Here is a 22,545-nt window from a genome sequence, read left to right as displayed (position 1 = left end):
GTTTGTAAAGAGTTTTTACAAAAAAATTTAAAAAAATGGTATAATCGCATTTATATTAAAAATAACAATTATTGTATAAGGATTTTTATGAGAAGTGACATTATTAAAAAAGGGTTTGATAAAGCTCCTCACCGTTCACTACTTCGTGCAACAGGTTTAAAAGATGAAGATTTTGATAAACCATTTATCGGAATAGCAAATAGTTACATAGATATTATCCCTGGGCATTTTTTCTTGCACGAATATGGTGAAATTGTAAAAGAAGCTATTCGCGAGGCTGGTGGTGTTCCATTTGTATTCAATACTATTGGTGTTGATGACGGCATTGCAATGGGTCATGAAGGTATGCTTTACTCTCTTCCTTCTCGTGAAATTATTGCGGATTCTATAGAGACCGTAATGAATGCTCACCAATTAGATGCAATGATTTGTATCCCCAACTGTGATAAAATTGTTCCAGGAATGATTATGGGAGCACTTCGTGTTAATGTTCCTACTATCTTTGTTTCAGGTGGCCCAATGGCTGCAGGACATAAAAAAGATGGTACACCAATTGACCTAGCAACTGCATTTGAAGCTGTTGGTCAACATGCTGAAGGTAAGATGACAGACGAAGAACTTTATGAGATTGAGTGTGAAGCATGTCCAAGTGGTGGTTCATGTTCTGGTATGTTTACTGCAAATTCTATGAATACTTTATGTGAAGCTATGGGGATAGCACTTCCAGGAAATGGAACAATATTAGCAATGACTCCAGAAAGAATCGAGCTTGTTAAAAAAGCTGCTAAAAGAGTTGTTGAAATGGCAAAGGCAGAAGATCCTAGATTTAAAATGAAAAATATTTTAAATGAAAAAGCAATTCACAATGCATTTGTTGTTGATATGGCTATGGGTGGAAGTTCAAATACTGTTTTACACCTACTAGCAATTGCAAGAGAGGCAGATGTTGATTATAAAATTGAAAACATTAACAAAATAGCTGACAAGGTGGCTCACATTGCAAAAATATCTCCATCTTTGAGTACTGTTCATATGGATGATATAAACAAAGCTGGTGGAGTAAACGCAGTTATGGGTGAAGTCGCTCGTCGTGGTGGATTGTTACACCTTGATTCTCTAATGGTATCTGGCGAAACTCTCGGCGAGAGAATAGCGGGTGCTAAAATCTTAGATGAAAACATTATTCATACAAATGAAAATGCTTACTCTCAAGTTGGTGGGCTTTCTATTCTTTTTGGAAACCTTGCAACAGAGGGAGCAGTTGTTAAAACAGCAGGCATAACTGGAAATATGAAGCAATTTAAAGGAACGGCAGTATGTTTTAACTCTCAGCCAGAAGCACTTGCTGGCATAATGAGTCATAAAGTGAAGTCTGGTGATGTTGTCGTTATTCGTTACGAGGGTCCAAAGGGTGGTCCTGGTATGCAAGAGATGCTAGCACCAACATCACTTATTATGGGGATGGGGCTTGGTGAGTCTGTCGCACTTATAACTGATGGTCGCTTTAGCGGTGCTACTCGTGGAGCAAGTATTGGTCATATCTCTCCTGAGGCTGCTGAGGGTGGAGTGATAGCACTTATAGAAGATGGTGATGAGATTGAGCTAGATACTGACAACCATCTTTTACAACTTAATGTAAGTGAAGAAATTATCGCCAAAAGAAGAGCTGCTTGGAAACCTCATAAGAATGAAGTTAAATCTAAATGGCTTAAAAGATACCAACTACTAGTTTCTAACGCATCAAATGGTGCAATTTTAAAAACTGAACTGTAATAGATAAATATAGAATAGGAATAGAATATTGAATGCAATAGCAATAAAACATAACGATGAAATAATTGACCTACAGACTGCTAAAGAGCAAGGATTCGAGGGTGAACAAATACACCTTGATAACTCGCCTGACTCTTTAGAAGTTCTTCGTCACTCAACAGCCCATCTAATGGCTCAGGCTATAAAGTCACTCTATCCAGATGCAAAGTTTTACGTAGGGCCTACTGTAAAAGAGGGGTTTTATTATGACTTTAAAACTGACTCAGAAGTTGGTGAAGCCGATTTAAAGAACATTGAAAAGCAGATGCTTTCTTTTGCTAAGAAAAAGTACGAAATAGAGAAATATGAAATATCTATGGATGAGGCAAAAGAGAAGTTTAAAGGTGACCACCTGAAACTTTCTGTTATGGAGAGAATACCGAGTGACACTGTTTCTATATATAAGCAGGGTGAATTTGAAGACTTATGTCGTGGACCTCACCTCCCAAACATTGGACTGATTAGATACTTTAAACTTACTAAAATTTCTGGCGCTTACCTTGGTGGAGATTCAAAAAATGAGATGCTTACTCGTATATACGGTATAGCTTTCGCAGATAAAGAATCATTAAAAGCATATTTAGACCAAATGGCAGAAGCTGAGAAGAGAGATCACCGTAAGATTGGTGCCGAGATGAAAATGTTTACATTCCGTGAAGAAGTTGGTGCAGGTTTTCCTATCTGGTTACCAGCCGGTGGAAGACTTCGTGCAAGACTTGAGTCTCTACTTTTTAAAGCTCACAGAAAGCGTGGATATGAGCCTGTGCGTGGGCCGGAAATGTTAAGAAGTGATTTATGGAAAACATCAGGACACTATCAAAATTATGGTGAAAACATGTATTTCACAAATATTGATGAAATAGAGTTCGGCGTAAAACCAATGAACTGTGTTGGTCACATCAAAGTGTATGAAGATGAATTACACTCTTATAGAGATTTACCGATTAAATATTTTGAGTATGGAGTTGTTCATCGTCATGAGATGACAGGTGCGCTTCATGGACTTTTCCGTGTTCGTGAGTTTACTCAAGACGATGCACATATTTTTTGTACAACAGAGCAGATAGAAGAGCAGATTATTGAAGTTGTTGATTTTGTAGATAAGATTATGTCAACTTTTGAATTTGATTATAAGATGATGATCTCTACTAAACCAGAAAAAGCAGTTGGAAATGATGAAGTGTGGGAAGTTTCTACACAGGCTCTTAAAAATGCTATGGACAAAAACAATCTTCCTTATGAGATAGACGAGGGTGGAGGGGCTTTTTATGGTCCTAAAATAGATATAAAAATAACTGATGCAATTGGCCGTGAGTGGCAGTGTGGAACAATTCAACTCGACTTCAATCTACCAGAGAGATTTGAGCTAGAATATAACGGTGAGAATAACGATAAAATTCAGCCGGTTATGATTCACAGAGCAATTTTAGGTTCATTTGAGCGTTTTATAGGAATTTTAACTGAGCATTATGCCGGTGAATTTCCAATGTTTATAGCTCCAACACAAGTGGCAATAGTTCCGGTTGCAGATACTCATAAAGATTATGCTAAGCAACTATCAGATAAACTTATCGACATTAATGCCGATAGTGTGATATATGCTAAAAATGACTCTTTAAACAAGAGAATAAGAACTGCAGAAAAGACTAGGGTTCCTATGATAATAGTTATTGGTGATGATGAAATTCAGAACAAAACAGTAGCAATTAGAGATAGAAGAACGAGAGAGCAATACAATCTAAGCGAAGAAGATTTCTTATCGCTTATACAAACTAAAATAAATGAGGTAAATTTTTGACTAAAAAAGACCGTGTCATAATGAATGACGATATCCGTGCAACGGAATTAAGATGTAATGTAGATGGAGGAGAACCTTTAGGAATTGTTTCTCTTGATGAGGCAATGGATAAAGCAAATGAGTTAGGTTTAGACTTAGTACTAATTGCCCCTGATGCAAAACCACCTGTTGCAAAGATTATGGATTACGGTAAATATAGATACCAAGAAGAGAGAAAACTTAAAGAACAGAGAAAAAATCAAGTTAAAATTGATATTAAAGAGATTAAGTTGTCTGTAAAAATAGCTGAGAATGATATCAGCTACAAAGTTAAACATGCAAGAGAATTCTTGGAACAAGGTAAACATGTAAAGTTTCGTGTTTTCTTGAGAGGTCGTGAAATGGCTAACCCTCAAGCTGCAAAAGATGTTCTTTTAAGAATTTGGCCAATGGTTGAAGATATTGGCGTTATGGATAAATCACCAAAATTTGAGGGTCGTTACTACAATATGTACGTACTTCCTAAAAAGTAATATATAGTAGCCTCTTCATAACGTAAAGATGATATTATAAAATATCATCTTTAGAGTAATTGATTTTTAACAAACTCTATATAGTGTCCCTCTTCCTCTTCTAACTCTTTATGAGTACCTCTTTGAACGATTTTACCAGCATCTAATACATAAATAATATCAACATTTTTAACAGTGCTCAATCTGTGTGCGATTGTAATAACTGTTTTATCTTTTAATATTGGTGCGATTGCAGTATGAAGCTTTGCCTCAGTATGCACATCTAGTGCAGAAGTTGATTCATCAAATATTACTACACTTGGATCTGCAATTATCATTCTAGCGATACTTAGGCGTTGTCTCTGTCCACCTGAGAGTCTAACTCCATGATGCCCAACGACTGTATCTAGTCCATTGTCCATAGAGTCTACCATCTCTTTGAGTTGAGCAATTTGTAATGCTTCATTTATCTGTTCATCGCTAATGCCTACATCGCCCATCGTAATATTAAATCTAAGAGTAGAGTTAAATAGTATTGGCATTTGTAAAACTAAAAATATTTTTTCTCTTAATGAAGTTTTATCCAAATTTTGCATCTCTATATTATTGTAAGTAAGAGAACCGCTATTTTTTTCATAAAAACCTGAAATAATCTGGGCAAGAGTAGTTTTTCCACTCCCGCTTGCCCCGATTAGAGCGATTTTAGAGCCAGCTTTTATATCTAAAGAGATATCTTGAAGTGTGTTTTTCCCCAGCGCATAAGAGAAGTTTAAATTTTTTAAAGATATATCTACTTGTTTTGAATCTATAGTTTTACTTCCTGTATGTTCAGTTTTTAAAGTAAGGATTTTATTTATACGTTTTAACGCTGCCATTGCGGATGCATAACTGTACTGCATAGAAAGTATATCCTGAACAGGAGTCATTATAAACCAAATATATCCAAACATGGCGAACATCATACCTATGCTTAAATCACTATAAGCAACTAAAAGAAGACCAGAGGCACGCAAGAGTTCAAACATTACCAAAAATATTGTGTATGATAGTTTTTCATAAGCAATACTTTTGTATCCATATTCATTTGAAGTTTTTTGAATATCTTGCGCTTGTGCTATTGCACTAGAGAAAAAGTAGTTTTCTTTGTTGCTTGCTTTTATTTGTCCATAAAGCTCTAGTGTCTCACCAACATTATTCTGAAAAGCCTCTATTGATTCATTCTCTTCTTTTTTTAAAGCACCTACAATTTTTGACATCTTTTTACTCAGTAGCATAATAAGCGGCTGAATTATTAAAATTAGAACTCCCAAAATAGGGTCAATTGCAATCATTACAATGCCAACAGCTAAAAGTGTTAAAACGGAAGAGACAAAACGACTTACGCTTGTCATAATAAAACTGTCAAGAGTATTCACATCAGTCACTAAGTTTGAAGTTATAGCTCCGCTTCCTAATGTTTCATACTCATTCATGGAAGTTACTTTTAAATGTTGCAGTAGTCTTGTTCGTATCATGAATGTGACATATTTTGATATTTTTGTAAATATTTTTGTTATTACAACACCAAAAGCATAGTAAACAAACCGTAAAAATATAACTGCAAAAGTTACCAAGGCTATATAGTAAAATGGTGTTGTTTCACCAACAAAATAGTTTATGCTGTTAACAAAATAAGATGGCTTGTTTAAAAGAATTTCATCAACCATTATAGGAAGCATAAGTGGAACAGGGATACTTACTAGTATAGCAAGTAGAGTTATTACCTGCCCATAAATAAGAGCTGGTTTTTTATCTAAAATGAGATTAAATATAGTTTTTAGTGTTATTTGCCCTTTATCCATAAGTGTTAGTATACCAGCAAATTACAACAATTTATTTAGAGATTTTAGTTTTTAAATCTTCTTGCGTTATAGCACCTGTTACATATTTTACAACAACTATATTTTCACTATCGTTTATATACCACTCGGCAATATGCTCGTTTTCAATGCTTGTCAATTTTTTAATATCTACATTATCCTGCGGAAGATAGAGATGAGAGTGCTTGGTCGGGTTTTGAAGTTTAAGTGTCCACAAAAGCCATAGAGTTGCTATAACAGCTACAGATATACCTATTGTCTCTCTGTCACTGATTCCCAAGAGAAGTCCAGCAGATGTACCGCCGATGAATGTAGCAAAATATGCAACGGAGTTTGAAATTCCAAGAGCTGCACCTTTTTGGTGAACTTTTGCAAACTTTGTAATCATTGACTGTACTAGAGGCTCCATCATATTGAAACCGATAAAAAACATCACGACACCAACTACAAAAACAGTACTGTCAGCTGTAAGTCCCATAATTAAAAATGAGCCAATAAACATAACTATAGAGATTAAAAATATCTGTTTTGGTTTGTTGTACTTTTCGCCAAAAACGGCAGCTGGACCCATAGCAACTAAGCCAAAAATCATAGCTGGAAGATAAGCCATATAGAGGTCAGACTTCTCCCAAGCAAAGTCTGTGCTAGTAAGAATAATAGGGATAAGAACAAAAGCAACTGTCATAAGACCTTTTTGCATTGCATTAATTACAATCATATTTAAAAGATTAGAGTCTTTTAAAATATCAGAAGTTTTTGCCGTTGCGTGGTAAATATGTTTGATTCTCGGAGGAGTCGGCACTTTTGTAAAAAGAAGAACAATAGCAAAAACTGCTAAAACAGCAGTGATTATAAATAAAGATTCTACTCCATACTTAGCTCCAATTACTGGACCAAGACCCATAGCAAGAGCAAAACTAAGAGCAATTGTTCCACCCATTATAGCCATCGCTTTGCCGCGAATCTCTTCCTCAACTAAATCAGAAATCATAGCTGTTATTACAGAGCCGATTGCACCGGCACCCTGAAGAAAACGACCAATCATAAGAGTGTAAATATCAGTAGAGTATGCACATACTACCGAACCAATTAAGAATATAAGAAGACCAACAAGAAGGGTGGGTTTTCTTCCTATTTTATCACTCATTGTTCCAAAGGGGACTTGAAAGATTGCTTGAGTTAGTGCGTATCCGCCGACGACGACTCCAACTAAAAGTGGTGTAGAATTTTCTAGACCCAGAGCGTATACAGATATAACCGGCAAAACTAAAAATAAACCTAAGAATCTAAGAGAAAGAATTGCTGAGAGGGGAAAGACTTTTTTAAACATTTGATACCTTAAATATTATATAATGGTGATATTATATTTAAAAGATTGTTTACACTAACTTTGTAGATTGAAAAAGTTAGTAAATAAAGTAAACTGTAAGGATTGTATGTGAAGTTGGTATTGGCTACGTCAAACAAAGGTAAAGTAAGAGAGATAAAAGCGCTTTGTGAGGATTATGAAGTCATTCCATACTCTGAACTTATGGAAGAGTTTGAAATTATAGAAGATGGTAATAGTTTCAAGGAGAATGCTCTAATAAAAGCAAGAGCGGTTTTTAAAGCATTAAATGATGATGACGTTATAGTTATAGCCGATGATAGCGGGATAAGTGTTGATGTTCTTGATGGAAAGCCTGGTATCTACAGCGCAAGACATGCAGGCAAAGATGCAAACGACAAAGACAATTTATATAAACTTATTAAGGATATAAAAGATAAAAATGTCAGCTCATCGCCTGCCCACTATACCGCGGCAATAGCGATAGTTACAAAAAATGGGGAGTATTGTGTTCATGGATGGATGCACGGCACAGCCATAAATGAAGCAATCGGAGATAGCGGATTTGGATACGATCCTATGTTTATTCCATTAGGTTTTAATAAAACTTTAGGAGAGCTGGATGATGAAGTTAAGAAAAAATTATCACACCGCTCAAAAGCTCTAAATCTAGCTAAGTCTATTTTAAAAACTCTTTAAAGCAACATTGTAAAATATTATTTAACAAATAATATTGTATAATAACCTTTATTACATGTAAAGGTACAGATGATGAGAGCTCAGATTATCGGCGAGATTTTAAAAGAGATGCAAACTGTTTCCCAAGAACAGCTCGAAGCGGCGCTACATGTGCAAAAAGCAACAAATGAAGTCCTTGGTGAAATTCTTGTAAAACTTAATTTTGTTACAACAGATGAATTGGCGCACGCTATTGCCCTTTTGCACAATCTTGAATATATTGATTTAGATAGTTATGTCCCTATGAGAGAGGCATTGAAGTTGATTGAGAGTGAGTTCGCTATTTTAAATATGGTGTTACCTTTAAAAGTAGATGAAGGTGTTCTTGTCGTAGCAACTGCATGGCCGAATGATGAGACAATGTTAGAATATCTTCAAGAGAGTACAGGCTATCCAATCCGTTTTACAGTAAGTGACACTAAAGTGATTGGGAAGTATATTCAGTTTTATTATGAAGAGCTTGATTATCCGATTGAAAATAGAATTAATGATATGATTGAAGATTCTGTTGAAAAACAAGAACTTGATGTAATTGCTTTTATGAATCTAATTATAAGTAATGCTTTGAAAAATCGTGCCACTGATATTCATATAACACCAGAACTGCTTACCTCTCACATTTTTTACCGGATTGACGGTGTGTTAAAACACTCATATTCCATACCCTCGGCAGTGCACAATCATATACTCTTACGTATAAAAGTACTCTCTAGCCTCGATATTGCCCAGCACCTTTTACCACAAAACGGTGAATTTGAATTTGAATTTTTTCAGAGTAATTATAATATTAGAGTATCTATCATCCCCACAGTAAATGGGGAAAAACTTGCACTTAGGCTTATGCCTGAAAACTTCAAGCTTCTTACCCTTGAAAATCTAGGTTTTGAGCCAGACTTGGTTAAACAGCTTAGTTATAATTTACAAAAAAATAGTGGGATTATACTTATTGTAGGTGCTAGCGGAAGTGGAAAAACAACAACTCTCTATGCAATGCTGCGTAAAATTGACATACTAAAGAGAAACGTGCTAAGTGTTGAAGAGCCGGTGGAGTACCATCTCCCATTCGTCAATCAGGTGCAGATTAATACCCGCTCAAACTATACATACAACAAGGCTCTTCATTCCATAGCACGGCAGGATCCGGATGTAATTGCTATTGGTGAGATTTTAGATGAGCAAACAGCGAAGCTGGCAATACAGAGTTCTGCAACGGGGCATCTTATATTATCAACACTCTCTGGAAGCAGTGGCACTACCACAATAGCACGTCTTAAAGATCTTGGAGTTGATAAGTATCTTTTAGCCGATGGACTGCTCTGTATAGTATCACAAAAGCTACTGAGAAGGCTCTGTAATGAGTGTAAAAAAGAGGTAGAACTCTCTCGAGATGAGCTAATTAAATACTTTTCTGATTCAGCTGAAACAATCTTGTCACCTAAGAGTGAGAGGGTGAAAATATATGAAGCAGTAGGGTGTGAACACTGTAGACAAAGTGGCTACATTGGGCGCATAGCTGTTGTAGAAGTGCTCCAGGTTGATGAGATAATTAGAGATATGATTGAACACAATAAAAGCAGTATCGAATTACACAACTATATCCGCAGTACTAAAAGCTGTGACATGAAAACCGATGCCCTTGAAAAACTTATCAAAGGAGCTACCAGCCTGCAAGAGGTGATGCGGATAGTTGATTGAAAATATTAACTCCATATGCCATCTAGTTTATAGCCACACTTCGGACAGCTACCGTTTTCATTGAGTTCATTTGTAACAAACTGTCCAATATTTCCACTTCTGTCAATTACTCTTTTATTGCATTTTGGGCAGTAGGTAGATTCGTAATCCTCGTTGTCCACATTTCCTATATATAGGTATTTCAAACCCTCTTCTTGACCTATATTGTAAGCACGAAGCAGGGTGGATTCCGGAGTACGAGGAGGTTCTAGCATTTTATATGTGGGGTGAAAAGCGGATAGATGCCAGGGGATAGATGTGTCAATATTTGCTAAAAATTTTGCAATAGAGCGAATCTCGTCATCAGAATCATTTTTCCCAGGTATCAGCAACGTTGTAATCTCTACCCATATCCCCTTTTTATGAGCATATCTAACACACTCAAGTACAGGTTCAAGTCTTGCTCCGCAAATCTCTTTGTAGAACTCATCTGAAAAACTTTTAATATCTATATTCATCCCGTCAATGTAAGGCTCAAGCAGGTCTATCGCTTTATGCGTTTCAAATCCACTTGTAACGTAGATATTTTTCAGTCCTCTCTCATGTGCGAGTTTTGCTGTGTCGTAAGTGTATTCAAAAAAGACAACCGGCTCATTGTAGGTATAGGCAATAGAGTCGCATCCATTTTCTAGCGCTAACTTTACTATGCTTTCAGGGGGAAGTTCATGACCTATGATTTTATGCTCATGCTCTTTTGGGTACTGAGATATATCATAGTTTTGACAAAATTTACAGGAGAAGTTACAACCAACTGTTCCAACAGAGAAAGCTCTGCTTTTTGGCAAAAAATGAAACATAGGTTTTTTCTCCACCGGGTCTACATTTACAGCAGCGGCCAGACCATAAACTAGAAGTCTTAACTCACCCTCTTCAACTCTTCTAACCCCGCAAATACCATATTCACCCTCGTCAAGCTTACATGCTTGCGCACATGCTTGGCACAAAATTTTCCCCGATTCAAGCCTCTTACTTAGCCATGCTCTTTCTGACATCTTAAACTCCTTGTAATTAAATTAAATTTGCTTTTTCTGAACGTTTTGTATATTTATAGTATTCATGACTGACAAAAAGTATCATTGGAAAAGGCAGCAATATCCACAACTCATTGAGAGGAATGGAAGCGGTGTGAAATATTTTTTGGACAGGTTCATAACTGAGCATCATCCAAATCCATAAAAACTCCAGAGCCATAGCTCCAAGAAGAAGCCTGTTGCTTGTCCACCCAACGCTCCAAGCTGAATACTCCCAGCTGCGCATAGTCCAAACATTGACCAACTGACAGCTTATTGCACCTAAAAGAGTCATAGTCATTGCCTGAGACTGCAACAGAGGGTTTTTCAAATCAACAGTTCCATACTCCCATCCATGAAGAGATAAGAAGCTTATGAAGGCTACCATAGCGGCAGTCGCTTCAATAACACCGATAAAAAAGTAGCCTCTTTTAAACACCTCCCAATCAAGAATCTTTTCGCCTCTTCCTACCGGCGGAGATTTCATGATATTTTTTTCAGGTTTTTCACTCCCCAGAGCAAGCCCTGGGAGCATATCTGAACCTAGGTCTATTGAGAGGATTTGAATAACTGAAAGCGGTAGCGGTATGAGTAAAAAAAAGTGCAAGATGTAAGGGACAATTTCTGGAACATTTGAAGAGAGTATATATGTTACGAATTTTTTAATATTAAAATATACTGCTCTCCCTTCTTCTATCGCTGCGACTATAGAGTTGAAATTGTCATCAAGGAGTATCATATCAGCCGCTTCTTTTGCTACATCTGTGCCTGAAATACCCATAGCTATGCCAATATCTGCACGCTTTAGTGCTGGGGCATCATTGACTCCGTCTCCGGTCATCGCCACTATTTCACCGCAGTTTTGAAGAGCAATGGCAATTTTTAATTTTTGATTACTCGCCATTCTTGCAAAAAGTACACTCTCTTTTGAGAGAATTTTTTCCAGCTCCTCTTCTCTCAACATCCGTACTTCATCTCCTGTCAGTACGCGATCAAATTCAAGACCGATTTTTTTGGCTATTGCCTGAGCGGTTTTAGAGTTGTCACCGGTAATCATCATAGTGCGTATTCCGGCCGTTTTACACTGTGCTATCGCCTCTTTTACCTCTTCTCTTGGTAAATCCATTATGGCTACAAGGCCTAGAAGCGTTAGTCCCTCTTCTATAATGTCTGAATTTTTCGCAATTGCCAATACACGGTATGCCTCATTCTCAAATGCTTCGGCACTCATTTGCATACGTTTTTTGGCATCATCATCAAAAATTTTCACGGCTTGGTCTTTGTCTAAAAAATGTGTTGCTTTTTCAAAGATAACTTCAGCAGCACCTTTTATGTATAGAATCTTCTCTTCAGATTTTATACAGACAGATGACATCATTTTTCTCTCACTGGTAAATGGGATCTCATCAATCTTCTCTAATGAACTTAGGTCAATATTGCGTTTTTTAGCAGCAACCACAATGGCAAGTTCTGTTGGGTCTCCAAAAAGTTTTTTATCTTCGATAGTTGCACGACAATTTATAAACCCTGCTGTTAATATCTCATCTAAACGGGTTTGTGAACTCTCATTAGAGTTGTCAAAATCAAATTCACCTTCGGTGGCATACCCCTCTCCTCCGACCGTTATATACTCACCACCAGCCAAAACAAGCTCTTTTAGCGTCATCTCATTTCGTGTAAGAGTGCCTGTCTTGTCAGTGCATATAACGGTGGCACTCCCTAGAGTCTGGACAGAATCAAGATTTTTTATAAGTGCATTTCTCTTTGCCATACGCTGCGACGCCAAAGAGAGTGATAGTGTTATGGTTGGGAGCATTCCCTCAGGTACATTTGCAACAATGAGTGAGAGGGCAAATATGGAGGCCATTAAAAGGCTCTGCTCTGAAAAGACTCCAAATAAAAAAAACAGCAGACCCATTCCAAGAGCAATAATAGTGAGAATATGGGTAATACGAATGACCTCTTTTTGCATAGGGGTGATGGTTTTTTGAACATTTTTTGTAAGTGTTGCTATTTTTCCAAACTCCGTACTTTGTCCCGTTGAGACTACTACTGCCTCTGCACTTCCGGAAATAACGGCAGTACCTGCAAAAACCATATTTCTTGCATCTAAAGCGCATGTAATATTGCTGTCAATCTCCAATTCGCGCCTTGAGGGTCTTGATTCGCCGTTTAGTGATGAAGTATTTATGTAGAGTGTCGTGTTTTTTATTAAAACAGCATCAGCAGCGATTTTATTCCCCTCTTCAAGAATAATAATATCGCCGGGAACCAAATCTTTTGCATCAATAGTTTTCACCTCGCCATCTCGCACAAGGGTAACCATACTCGGCATAAGCCTTACTAGCGCCTCCATTGCTTTATCTGCCTTGTACTCCTGCCAAAAAGCGAAAGTAGCATTAATAATTACAGCTATCAAAATTGCATAGGCAAGAATGTCATTCCCCTCATTAGGAGCGTAATAATCGGCGATAAATGCCAAAAAAGCCGCTACTTCAAGCAAAAGAGCGAAGAACTGTATATACTGTTTTAAATACTCTAAAAGATAGTTCTTCTTTGTTTGGCTTTGAATTTTATTCTCGCCAAAATCGACTATTCTGCGATTAGCCTCTTTTGTGCTTAAGCCATTTTTTGAGGTGTGAAAGCTTTCAAAAAGTTCCTGAGAGTTCAGTTTATACGGCTGCATTGCTACTTCTCTTTAGGGTAATATGCAATGGTGTTTACAGAAGCTTCACGCATCAACTTTTCTATAGGCATCTCTTTGTTTAAAAAGGATGTTATCGATAGTCGTTTAGCACCAATCACAACCAATTGAGCATCTGATTTTACTACATGGGTAAATATGCTTTTGGATTCACTATTGGTAAAATCATGCTTGATATTAAGAGGAAATTTCATTATATTTGCGAGTTTTAGGTAGTGTCTTAGATTGTGATTGATAACCCCGAGCTTCTCTCTGGCTTTATGTATATCTACTCTTGATAGCTCCCTTACTGACATGCTTGACACGGAGTATATCTCTCCCTCTGCCTTAAATGCCAAGGCGATTGTTGAAAAAAAAGTAAACTTCTCAACTGAGAGTCTGTCCTCTTTTATAGAGAGTACTACACTGTCTAAATCCATAATACTGCTTATCTTGGTAATACGGACAATAGCAATATCAACATTAAGGTTCATTTTTGTCAAGAGCAAGCTAAATGAGTTGCTCAGCAGATTCTTTTTTTTCCGCGTGCTACAGAAAATAGTGTCTGTAAAACCGTCCGATAAAAAGAGTTTGATAGCCTTTTGGGTAGAGCCCTTTAGGAGCACACGCTCAGTTTTAATATTTTGGGATTCAGATATGGTGGTTATCCTATGCATGCTCGCATGAACATCATCTAAATTATCTTTTTTATTCTCTACATGTAGCAGAACAAGCGTTAGATTTTGGACTTGCGCATATTTCAAAGCATAAAACGCCATGCTCTCTGCGGTGATACTTCCATTAATTGTAGCTATAACTTTCATGTTTTTTGCAGTTTACAAATGTTTTGAGAAGTACTCAGCCATATGTTCCACAGTATCAACCTTGGCATAATCGGCCTCAGGAACTTCAATACCAACTTTTTCATTCAAGGATGTAAGAATTTTTAAAAAATCAAACGAGTCTATCTCTAAAGAGCGCTGAATATTCGCATCTGGATCTATCTCACTCTCATCTACATCGGGGGCAATTTCCAAAATTTGCTCAATTATCGCCCGTTTTAGTTCCTCTTTTGTCATAATAGCTCCTTTGGATTTTGTAAATAGTGGTTTAGTCTGTCTAAAAATACTCCCCCCGTGCGACCGTCGGTTGCGCGGTGGTCACCTGCTAAAGTTGCCCGCATAACTTTTCTCACACAAAGAGCATCACCCTCAGCCCAAGGGGAATCTATGATGGCTCCTAGCCCCACAACTGCAAGCTGGGGAGGATAAATAACTCCAAACACACTCTCAACCCCCAAATCGCCCAAGTTTGTGATGGTGATTGTTTGAGAAGTCATCTCTGTGGAGCGGAGTTTACCACCACGAGTTCGTGTTATCAAATCACTTAAAGAGTTCATTGTGTCATCTATAGTCATAATATCTGCATTTAATAGTGCAGGGGTAATTAATCCCCCTTTTCGCAGTGCTATGGCGATACCTGGATGAATCTCTTTGCTTATCTGGTGTGAATTATTTTGCCAAAAACCGTTTAGCTCAGGGACCTCTTTTAGTGATAGAACAACTGCACGAATTAAAATGGCAACAGGGAGTATTCTATCTTTGATACTGCGTTTTTTGTTTAGCTCTTCTAGGTATTTTAGTGCCGGTGTCATGTTGATTGAAGTTGAAAGGTAATAGTGTGGTATTTCAGCATTGGAGCGACTCATGGCAGTCGCTATGGCTTGACGCATACCACTATTTTTCTCTATATGAGTATCTGATTTTGATTCTATTTTAGTTGGTTCTTCTTGTTCTGTAGTGGAAGCAGCCTCTATTTTGCTAAGTTGTACAACTCCGTCATTAGGGTCAAACTTTGATAAATCAGCACCTGTTTCACCCGCTTTTTTGCGAGCTGCAGGGGATATCTTTAGACGCGCTTCTTGCTCTACATGTAAAGCTGTCGGTTTAGGTGGCTCTGATACTATTTGTTCCTCTTTTGTCTCTTGCACGACCGGTTGTTTAGATTCATGTTTTTCTTCTACATGTAGAGGTTTCTTTTCATCAGAAGCAATAATAGCAAGAGGCTCCCCAACTTTGCATTCGCTCTCCTCTTTTACCAATAGTTTTTCAACAATGCCATCTTCAAAAACTTCTATCTCAATAACACCCTTGCTGGTCTCAACTTCGGCTATTATCTGACCCTTGCTTACTCTGTCTCCCTCTTTAACAAGCCACTCCATTAAGATAGCCGACTCCATGTCTGCGCCCAAACTAGGCATAAGAAATTTGCTCATGATTGCACCATCACTTTCTTTGCCATCTCGATTATTTTATCAACCTGTACAATGGCAGCATCTTCAAGATGCTTAGCATAAGGAAGAGGAACTTCGAGAGTACACACTCTAGCCATAGGAGCATCTAGTTCATAAAATGCCTGCTCATTAATGCGGGCCATAATCTCAGCTGAGATACTGCCTGACTTCCACCCATCATCCACAATGACAACTCTATGCGTTTTGGCTACTGACTTCATAATTGTCTCATCATCCAATGGGCGAAGAGAACGTAGGTCAATTACTTCCGCATCAATCCCATCTTTTGCTAAAGTCTCGGCAGCTTCGAGTGCTTTAAAAAGATTTATTCCATAGGTTAAAATCGTTATATCTTTACCAGGTCTATGAACCAAGGCTTTTCCAATAGGTATCGGTGTAGATTTAGTGTCGAGTGAGCCTTTAGAATTATAAAGAAGTGAGTTCTCAAAAACCAGAACAGGGTCTGGATCACTCAAAGCCAAACCAATCATGTCATAAGCATCTTGTACCGTTGCTGGTGTTAAAACTTTTACACCAACTATATATGACAGCCATCCCTCTAGTGAGTGAGAGTGTTGGGCACCTAATTGATTGCCGACACCTGTTGCCATACGAATAACTAAAGGAACATTGAACTGTCCTCCTGACATGTGAAGCAAACTTCCAGCATTATTTATAATCTGATCGAGTGCTAAAAGGCTAAAATTTACAGTCATAATCTCTACAATAGGTCTCATTCCGTTCATTGCTGCACCAATACCCGCACCTGTAAAAGCTGATTCACTAAGAGGTGTATCTATGATTCGTTCACGGCCAAACTCATCTAAAAGTCCTCTGCTAACTGCGTAAGAACCACCATAATTACCAACATCTTCACCCATCAAAAAAACTCGTTCATCTTCACTCATAGCTTTACGGATAGCTTCTCTAACAGCTTCACGATATGTAATAGTATTATCCATTACTCACCTCCGAGTAAACAAATTTTTCTAAATCTTCTATAGGTTCAAGTGTGCCATTCTCTGCAAACTCTACTGCTTCATCCATGGTATTTTTTATTTCATCTTCAAGCTCTTTTACATCCATCTCAGACCATAGTCCCATCTCTTCAAGTCTCTTTTGAAACACAACCAATGGACCTTTTTCTTTCCACTCCTCAACTTCAACTTTTTCCCGATATAGTTCAGCATCAAACATAGAGTGGGCACGAAAACGGTAGGTAAGACACTCAAGGAATACGGGTCCTTTCCCATCTTTAATGTCTTCTACAGCCCTTGAAGCAGCTTTAGCCACCTCTATAACACTCATCCCGTCTACCTGTTTTGAGTTTATCTTGTATGAGGCTGCTTTTTTATAAATATCTGTTTCAGATTCTGTTAAATTTAAAGCAGTTCCCATAGCATAACGATTATTTTCACAAACAAAAAGAACTGGTAAATTCCATAATGCGGCAAGATTTAGAGACTCATGAAACTCCCCTTCAGCAACGGCTCCATCACCAAACATACAAACTGTTACACGATTACGTTTCATCATTTTATCTGCTAATGCCATTCCAACAGCAAGAGGTAAACCGCCAGCAACTATGGCAGTACCTCCATAAAATCGTGTATTTGCATCAAAAAGATGCATAGAACCGCCTCGTCCACGTGAAGTTCCCTCCTGCTTACCAAACAACTCTGCCATAATGCTGTTTGCACTTACTCCCTTTGCTAATGCTTGTCCGTGTTCTCTATATGTTGCAAGGACAGCATCCTCTGGAGTCAATGCACTCATTATTCCCACTGCTATAGCCTCTTCACCAATGTAAAGATGTAAAAAACCACGAATTTTTTGCTTAGAATAAAACTCTACGCACCTCTCTTCAAATCGCCGAATCAAAAGCATTTTGGAGTAAAACTCTTTAGCTTTAGTTAAATCAAGTTCCATTACAAACCCCTTTAATCTTCAAGTGTTGAGGTGTCACCCTCAGGTAGTCCCATCTCTCTTGCTTTGAGCAGTCTGCGCATAATCTTTCCGCTTCTGGTCTTTGGGAGGTTTTCCTGAAACTCTATCTCTTTTGGGGCTACAGCAACCCCGAGTTTTTTACGCCCGAAACCTATGAGTTCACGTTTGAGCTCCTCACTTGGTTTATATCCTGATTTTAGAGATACAAAGGCTTTTACAAGTTGACCTATAAGCTCATCAGGCTTGCCGATAACTCCAGCTTCAGCAACTGCCGGATGCTCCATAAGTGTACTCTCAACCTCAAAAGGACCAACCATATGACCGGAGGTTTTGATGATATCATCCGCCCGACCTACAAACCAAAAGTACCCATCTTTGTCTTTGTACGCCAAATCACCGGAGATGTACCAATCTCCAACAAAACATTTATCATATTTCTCATGTTCATGTAGATAAGCTCTAAATAGAGATGGGAATCCAACTTTAATGGCTAAATCTCCCTCCTTATTTGGCTCACTAACTTCTGTAACAGTTCCATCATCATTCACATGTATAATGCCAGCTTCAATGCCAGGAAGAGGTCTACCCATAGAACCGGGACGGATGGTTTGAGAGATAAAGTTTGCAATCATAATCCCGCCCGTTTCCGTCTGCCACCAGTTGTCATGAATAGGAAGTTTAAGTTTTCTCTCTCCCCAAACAACGGCCTCAGGATTTAACGGCTCGCCAACACTCTGTATAAGTCGAAGATGAGAGAGGTCATACTCCTCAGTAGGTTCAGAATCTATCCTCATAAGTCGGCGAATTGCTGTAGGAGCGGTGTACCAAACAGTTACCTTCTCATCTTGGAGTGTTTTGTACCACCTTGCCCCGTCAAACTCACCCTCATCGACAATATTTGTAACTCCATGAATCCAAGGGGTAATGATGCCGTATGATGTTCCAGTTACCCAGCCGGGATCAGCGCTGCACCAGTAAACATCGTCTACATGTAGGTCAAGTACATACTTGCCGCTAATCCAGTGGGTATAAATAACTTTATGTACATGTACAACCCCCTTTGGCATGCCTGTAGTTCCGCTTGTGAAGTGTAAAATTGACATATCTCCAAGGTTTGTATGGGGAATCTCAAATATATCAGAGGCTTTTTTCATCAGACGTGAATATGAGAGTACCTTTTCACTCTCATCCTCATCAGAGTCAAGAAGTAATATAAAACGCAGCTCCGATAACTCATCTAAAATAGGAATAATTTTTTTTTCATAAAGTTTTTTTGTAGTTAGAAGGACTTTTGCATCGCCTCTTTGCATCCGTTGAAGTATAGGTTGTGGACCAAACTGCGAAAACAGAGGACAGAGAACATTTTGGTTTTTGAGTATCCCTATAACTGATATATATAGTTCAGGTATGCGAGAAGAGAGGGTAAAGACTCTCTCCCCCTTGCACAGCCCAAGAGTTTTTAAAACATTGGCAAATTTTGCACTCTCTTTTTTTATTTTGCCGAATGTGTAAGTTTTTCTCTCTCCATTTTGACCAAGCCATACTAAAGCTATTTTTTCTGAAAGGACGCCGTTTGCATGTCTGTCAATCGCCTCGTGGGCAATATTTAATCCCCCTGAGAGATATCCTTCAAACTCACTTTCTACCTTTTCCCAGTTAAACTCTTTATACTCTTTTTCGTAATCAATTAGGTTAGGTTTAACTGCAAAACTATCTATATTTTTCTCAATCCACTTCTCATTCATATCAGATCCTTTAAAAAGTCTGTTATAGTTTTTAAAAATAATAGCATAGAATATAATATTTTAAGTTAAAATTAGTTAAATTTACAAAGAATAGATTTTTTATCTGTTACAAAAATATAAAACTTTAGGAGTTCTTTATGAATCTTAAATCATGGCGACTAATTTATACCGGATATGGAACTGCTGAGCATAATTTGGCAATTGATGAAGCTCTTTTAAATAACTTTAAAGAGGGTGATTTACCAATTTTTAGGCTTTACAGATGGAAGCCATCTTTGAGTCTTGGGAGATTTTCAAATGTTAGAGAGACTCTTGATTTAGAGAGACTTGATAATCTGAATATCTCATATGTTCGTCGTATGACAGGTGGAGGTGTTTTAGTTCATGGCGGAGACCTCTCTTACTCTTTGATTTTGCCAAGAGAGAGTTTTAAAGATGTAGGGGTTAAAAAAAGCTACCGTTACTTATGCAAATTTCTTATTGAGTTTTATAAAAGGTTAGGACTTAGTGCTAGTTTTGCTTATGATTTGAAACTTGATGTTTCAAAATCAGATATATGTATGGTAGCTAATGAGCCTTATGACATTGTAATAGATGGTAAAAAAATTGGTGGTAATGCCCAACGGTACACCTCTAAAACACTTTTTCAGCATGGGAGCATTCCAATTAGTTTGGACGAAATCTTTTTAAAAGAAGTTTTTTTAAAAGATTTAGAGGATATAAGCACATTAAATAAAATAGGGATAAAAGCAACAGACAAGCAGTTATCCCAATTGCTCGTAGAGAGTTTTTCTCAAACTTTTAAGGTCAATATGGTTTCTGATACTCTAAGAATAGAAGAACAGAGGAGTGCAGATGAGCTTTTAGAAAATAAATACACTCTAAAAACATGGAATCAAGGTGCTAAACATATTACATCAAAACCACAATGGTTACATAAAAAAATCAGACCAAGTATTAATGCTGAGTTAGAATCTATATTTACAGATACTCATGTAAATACAGTCTGCCAAGAGGCAATGTGCCAAAATATAAGCGAGTGTTTCTCTCAAAAACTAGCCACATTTTTGATTTTAGGAACACTATGCACCCGTACATGTAGCTTTTGTGCGGTGGCAAAAGGAAAACCGATGCCACTTGATATAAACGAGCCTGAAAATGTAGCACAAACAGTAAAGCGACTTGGATTACAACATGTAGTAATTACAAGCCCGACTAGAGATGATTTAATCGATGGTGGAGCTGAGCATTTTTGTAGAACTGTAAGTGCCATTAAAGCAGTTGATGACTCGATTGTAGTAGAGTTACTGATTCCTGACATGAGAGAAAATAAAGAGTCACTAAAATTGATTGCCAAGAGCGGAGCAGATATTATAGGTCACAACCTAGAGACAGTCCCCAGACTCTACCATGTACGAAAAGGCTCAGAGTACAGGCGTTCACTGCGGGTGTTAAAATTGTTAGCATCATTAAATCCTGATATTGCAATAAAAAGTGGGATTATGCTCGGTTTTGGAGAAAGAGATGAAGAGGTTGAGACTCTTATGCATGAGCTGTTGGATGCCGGTTGCGACTACTTAAGCATAGGTCAGTTTTTATCACCGTCAAATAACCATACACCGGTAGTAGAATACTCTCTGCCTGAGAGATTTGAGAATTTTAGAAACAGTGGAATGAATATGGGTTTTGCTCATATAAAAAGTTCACCATATACTCGCAGCAGTTACATGGCTCATGAATATTTAGAAGTGGGAGTTTAGTATGAGAGAGTACGAAGTTGTTGTAATCGGAGGCGGACCGGGTGGATACCAAGCAGCACTTGAGCTTGGTAAAGCGGGCGTAAAAACTCTGCTTATAGAGAGGTGCAAGGAGAGAGTAGGTGGGACTTGTCTGAATTTGGGGTGCATTCCAACTAAAAATTATCTTCATACAGCTTCATTTATATCTAAAATCCCATACTTTGAGCAGATGGGACTTAGTCTGGATTACAAGGGTTTAAATCTTGTGCAACTAAAAGAGAAAACAACAGCCCTGATAACTGAGATTAGAACAGGTGTACTTTGGATGCTGGAGCAGTCAAAGGTTGAGTTATTTTATGGAAGTGCAAGTTTTGTGGATGCAAACAGAGTTGATGTTGATGGTGAGATAATTGCATTTGAGAAGTGTATTATTGCAACCGGTTCACATGTTCGTGAGTTGCCACAACTGCCGATTGATTCGAGCTCTATAATCTCTAGTGATGATGTTTTTAAATTAAGTGCCATTCCCAAATCTATAGCTATTATAGGAACAGGTCCAATAGGATGCGAATTTGCCACATTTTTTAGTGCCTTAGGAGTAGATGTAACCCTGATAGGGCGAAGCACGCAACTTCTGCCAAGTGAAGATGAAGATGTTTCCAAGGCACTACTGCGGGTATTTAAAAAATCAAATATAAATGTTTTAACCTCTTCTACCATAGAGAAAGTCAAAGTGAATAAAGATGAGGTGGAGCTATTTTTAAACGATACTCAAGAGAGCATTAAATGCGAGCTGGTGCTTAGTGCCACAGGTCGTATTCCCAATACCGATGGAGTAAAGCTTGAAAATTCGGGTGTAAAAAAAGATGAAAGAGGATTTATTGAAGTTTCCCCATCATTTCAGACATCACAAGAGCATATTTACGCAGTTGGCGACTGTATAGATACCCCTGCATATGCCCATACCGCCTATGCGGAAGCTAAGATTGTTGCAAAGAATATTGTTAGCAATGAATCAAAAACAAATACCCATATTACCCCATCTACTATTTTTACAAATCCTCAAATTGCAAGTTGTGGTCTTAAAGAGAGAGAAGCAAACCAGAATGGCATTGAGATTGAAGTAAAAAAAGCCTTTTTTAAAGTTAACTCAAAAGCCAAAATCAACGGTGACGATTCTGGCTTTGCCAAACTTGTAGTCTGTGCTAAAAGTGGTGTGATTTTAGGTGCTGTTATTATCGGGGTTGAAGCAACTGAGATTATTCATGAGATAGTATTATGCGTAGAGAAAAAGATTACCATGAATGAGCTTAGAGCAGTGATACATGCACATCCTACCGTGTCGGAGATAATTACATATCTTTAAGGA

The 22,545-nt window shown here is 37.8% G+C and carries 17 protein-coding genes; 7 read left to right on the top strand and 10 right to left on the bottom strand.

Annotation, left to right across the window (positions count from 1 at the left end):
* Nucleotides 1-87 precede the first annotated feature (87 nt).
* From ilvD to infC, 3 genes are read left to right on the top strand one after another with little or no spacing between them, the layout of a single operon-like run.
* Nucleotides 88-1,773 carry a dihydroxy-acid dehydratase gene (gene ilvD / locus HUE88_RS12825; protein WP_194369572.1) on the top strand — a complete coding sequence of 562 codons (1,686 nt, stop codon included), beginning with the start codon at nucleotides 88-90 and terminating at the stop codon, nucleotides 1,771-1,773.
* 28 nt (nucleotides 1,774-1,801) lie between these two features.
* The gene (thrS, locus tag HUE88_RS12820) at nucleotides 1,802-3,610 is read left to right on the top strand and encodes a threonine--tRNA ligase (RefSeq protein ID WP_194369571.1); all 1,809 of its coding nucleotides are present in this window, start codon (nucleotides 1,802-1,804) and stop codon (nucleotides 3,608-3,610) included.
* A 20-nt stretch (nucleotides 3,611-3,630) separates the two neighbouring features.
* Nucleotides 3,631-4,122, top strand: a complete 492-nt coding sequence (infC, locus tag HUE88_RS12815) for a translation initiation factor IF-3 (protein WP_430733205.1) — start codon at nucleotides 3,631-3,633, stop codon at nucleotides 4,120-4,122.
* Nucleotides 4,123-4,172: 50 nt separating this feature from the next.
* Here the strand turns inward: infC and HUE88_RS12810 are convergent, their stop codons facing one another.
* Nucleotides 4,173-5,942, bottom strand: coding sequence for an ABC transporter ATP-binding protein (locus HUE88_RS12810; RefSeq protein WP_194369567.1), 1,770 nt, complete (start codon nucleotides 5,940-5,942; stop codon nucleotides 4,173-4,175).
* A gap of 31 nt (nucleotides 5,943-5,973) precedes the next feature.
* A complete protein-coding gene (locus tag HUE88_RS12805) occupies nucleotides 5,974-7,290 on the bottom strand; it encodes an MFS transporter (RefSeq protein WP_194369565.1) in 1,317 nt (438 codons plus the stop codon).
* Nucleotides 7,291-7,398: 108 nt separating this feature from the next.
* Between HUE88_RS12805 and rdgB the strand changes: the two genes are divergently transcribed.
* A complete protein-coding gene (gene rdgB, locus HUE88_RS12800) occupies nucleotides 7,399-7,986 on the top strand; it encodes an RdgB/HAM1 family non-canonical purine NTP pyrophosphatase (RefSeq protein ID WP_194369563.1) in 588 nt (195 codons plus the stop codon).
* Between the two features lie 72 nt (nucleotides 7,987-8,058).
* Entirely contained in the window at nucleotides 8,059-9,720 is a 1,662-nt protein-coding gene (locus HUE88_RS12795; RefSeq protein WP_229860090.1) for a GspE/PulE family protein, read from the top strand.
* A gap of 5 nt (nucleotides 9,721-9,725) precedes the next feature.
* Here the strand turns inward: HUE88_RS12795 and amrS are convergent, their stop codons facing one another.
* From amrS to acsA, 8 genes are read right to left on the bottom strand one after another with little or no spacing between them, the layout of a single operon-like run.
* Nucleotides 9,726-10,751, bottom strand: coding sequence for an AmmeMemoRadiSam system radical SAM enzyme (gene amrS / locus HUE88_RS12790; protein WP_194369559.1), 1,026 nt, complete (start codon nucleotides 10,749-10,751; stop codon nucleotides 9,726-9,728).
* A gap of 16 nt (nucleotides 10,752-10,767) precedes the next feature.
* Nucleotides 10,768-13,455, bottom strand: a complete 2,688-nt coding sequence (locus HUE88_RS12785; RefSeq protein WP_194369557.1) for a cation-translocating P-type ATPase — start codon at nucleotides 13,453-13,455, stop codon at nucleotides 10,768-10,770.
* Between the two features lie 2 nt (nucleotides 13,456-13,457).
* Nucleotides 13,458-14,276 carry a hypothetical protein gene (locus HUE88_RS12780; protein ID WP_194369555.1) on the bottom strand — a complete coding sequence of 273 codons (819 nt, stop codon included), beginning with the start codon at nucleotides 14,274-14,276 and terminating at the stop codon, nucleotides 13,458-13,460.
* Between the two features lie 12 nt (nucleotides 14,277-14,288).
* Nucleotides 14,289-14,531, bottom strand: coding sequence for an acyl carrier protein (locus HUE88_RS12775; RefSeq protein WP_194369553.1), 243 nt, complete (start codon nucleotides 14,529-14,531; stop codon nucleotides 14,289-14,291).
* Nucleotides 14,528-15,727, bottom strand: coding sequence for a dihydrolipoamide acetyltransferase family protein (locus HUE88_RS12770; protein ID WP_194369551.1), 1,200 nt, complete (start codon nucleotides 15,725-15,727; stop codon nucleotides 14,528-14,530). The genes HUE88_RS12775 and HUE88_RS12770 overlap by 4 nt, the downstream gene beginning before the upstream one ends.
* Nucleotides 15,724-16,707 (bottom strand): alpha-ketoacid dehydrogenase subunit beta, encoded by a 984-nt coding sequence (locus HUE88_RS12765; RefSeq protein WP_194369549.1) that lies wholly within the window; start codon nucleotides 16,705-16,707, stop codon nucleotides 15,724-15,726. The genes HUE88_RS12770 and HUE88_RS12765 overlap by 4 nt, the downstream gene beginning before the upstream one ends.
* The gene (gene pdhA / locus HUE88_RS12760) at nucleotides 16,700-17,674 is read right to left on the bottom strand and encodes a pyruvate dehydrogenase (acetyl-transferring) E1 component subunit alpha (protein ID WP_194369547.1); all 975 of its coding nucleotides are present in this window, start codon (nucleotides 17,672-17,674) and stop codon (nucleotides 16,700-16,702) included. Before pdhA ends, HUE88_RS12765 begins: the two co-directional genes overlap by 8 nt.
* A gap of 11 nt (nucleotides 17,675-17,685) precedes the next feature.
* Entirely contained in the window at nucleotides 17,686-19,437 is a 1,752-nt protein-coding gene (gene acsA, locus HUE88_RS12755; protein ID WP_194369546.1) for an acetate--CoA ligase, read from the bottom strand.
* Between the two features lie 137 nt (nucleotides 19,438-19,574).
* Here acsA and HUE88_RS13905 point away from each other — a divergent pair, with 137 nt between their 5' ends.
* Together HUE88_RS13905 and lpdA are read left to right on the top strand one after the other, a co-directional pair.
* Nucleotides 19,575-21,197, top strand: a complete 1,623-nt coding sequence (locus HUE88_RS13905) for a lipoyl synthase (RefSeq protein WP_229860089.1) — start codon at nucleotides 19,575-19,577, stop codon at nucleotides 21,195-21,197.
* Between the two features lies 1 nt (nucleotide 21,198).
* Nucleotides 21,199-22,542, top strand: coding sequence for a dihydrolipoyl dehydrogenase (gene lpdA, locus HUE88_RS12745; RefSeq protein WP_194369545.1), 1,344 nt, complete (start codon nucleotides 21,199-21,201; stop codon nucleotides 22,540-22,542).
* Nucleotides 22,543-22,545: the final 3 nt, after the last annotated feature.

This window comes from Candidatus Sulfurimonas baltica (assembly GCF_015265455.1).
Taxonomy (GTDB): Bacteria; Campylobacterota; Campylobacteria; order Campylobacterales; family Sulfurimonadaceae; genus Sulfurimonas; species Sulfurimonas baltica.
The sequence above is the reverse complement of the archived record's forward strand: the minus strand, read 5'-3'. Positions and strand labels throughout refer to the sequence as shown.

What these genes read in the sequence shown, in the direction of transcription:
- ilvD (WP_194369572.1), top strand. Translation starts at nt 88, where the DNA reads ATGAGAAGTGACATTATTAAAAAAGGGTTTGATAAAGCTCCTCACCGT.
- infC (WP_430733205.1), top strand. Translation starts at nt 3,631, where the DNA reads ATGAATGACGATATCCGTGCAACGGAATTAAGATGTAATGTAGATGGA.
- HUE88_RS12810 (WP_194369567.1), bottom strand. Translation starts at nt 5,942, where the DNA reads ATGGATAAAGGGCAAATAACACTAAAAACTATATTTAATCTCATTTTA.
- HUE88_RS12805 (WP_194369565.1), bottom strand. Translation starts at nt 7,290, where the DNA reads ATGTTTAAAAAAGTCTTTCCCCTCTCAGCAATTCTTTCTCTTAGATTC.
- HUE88_RS12795 (WP_229860090.1), top strand. Translation starts at nt 8,059, where the DNA reads ATGAGAGCTCAGATTATCGGCGAGATTTTAAAAGAGATGCAAACTGTT.
- amrS (WP_194369559.1), bottom strand. Translation starts at nt 10,751, where the DNA reads ATGTCAGAAAGAGCATGGCTAAGTAAGAGGCTTGAATCGGGGAAAATT.
- HUE88_RS12785 (WP_194369557.1), bottom strand. Translation starts at nt 13,455, where the DNA reads ATGCAGCCGTATAAACTGAACTCTCAGGAACTTTTTGAAAGCTTTCAC.
- HUE88_RS12780 (WP_194369555.1), bottom strand. Translation starts at nt 14,276, where the DNA reads ATGAAAGTTATAGCTACAATTAATGGAAGTATCACCGCAGAGAGCATG.
- HUE88_RS12775 (WP_194369553.1), bottom strand. Translation starts at nt 14,531, where the DNA reads ATGACAAAAGAGGAACTAAAACGGGCGATAATTGAGCAAATTTTGGAA.
- HUE88_RS12770 (WP_194369551.1), bottom strand. Translation starts at nt 15,727, where the DNA reads ATGAGCAAATTTCTTATGCCTAGTTTGGGCGCAGACATGGAGTCGGCT.
- HUE88_RS12765 (WP_194369549.1), bottom strand. Translation starts at nt 16,707, where the DNA reads ATGGATAATACTATTACATATCGTGAAGCTGTTAGAGAAGCTATCCGT.
- pdhA (WP_194369547.1), bottom strand. Translation starts at nt 17,674, where the DNA reads ATGGAACTTGATTTAACTAAAGCTAAAGAGTTTTACTCCAAAATGCTT.
- acsA (WP_194369546.1), bottom strand. Translation starts at nt 19,437, where the DNA reads ATGAATGAGAAGTGGATTGAGAAAAATATAGATAGTTTTGCAGTTAAA.
- HUE88_RS13905 (WP_229860089.1), top strand. Translation starts at nt 19,575, where the DNA reads ATGAATCTTAAATCATGGCGACTAATTTATACCGGATATGGAACTGCT.
- lpdA (WP_194369545.1), top strand. Translation starts at nt 21,199, where the DNA reads ATGAGAGAGTACGAAGTTGTTGTAATCGGAGGCGGACCGGGTGGATAC.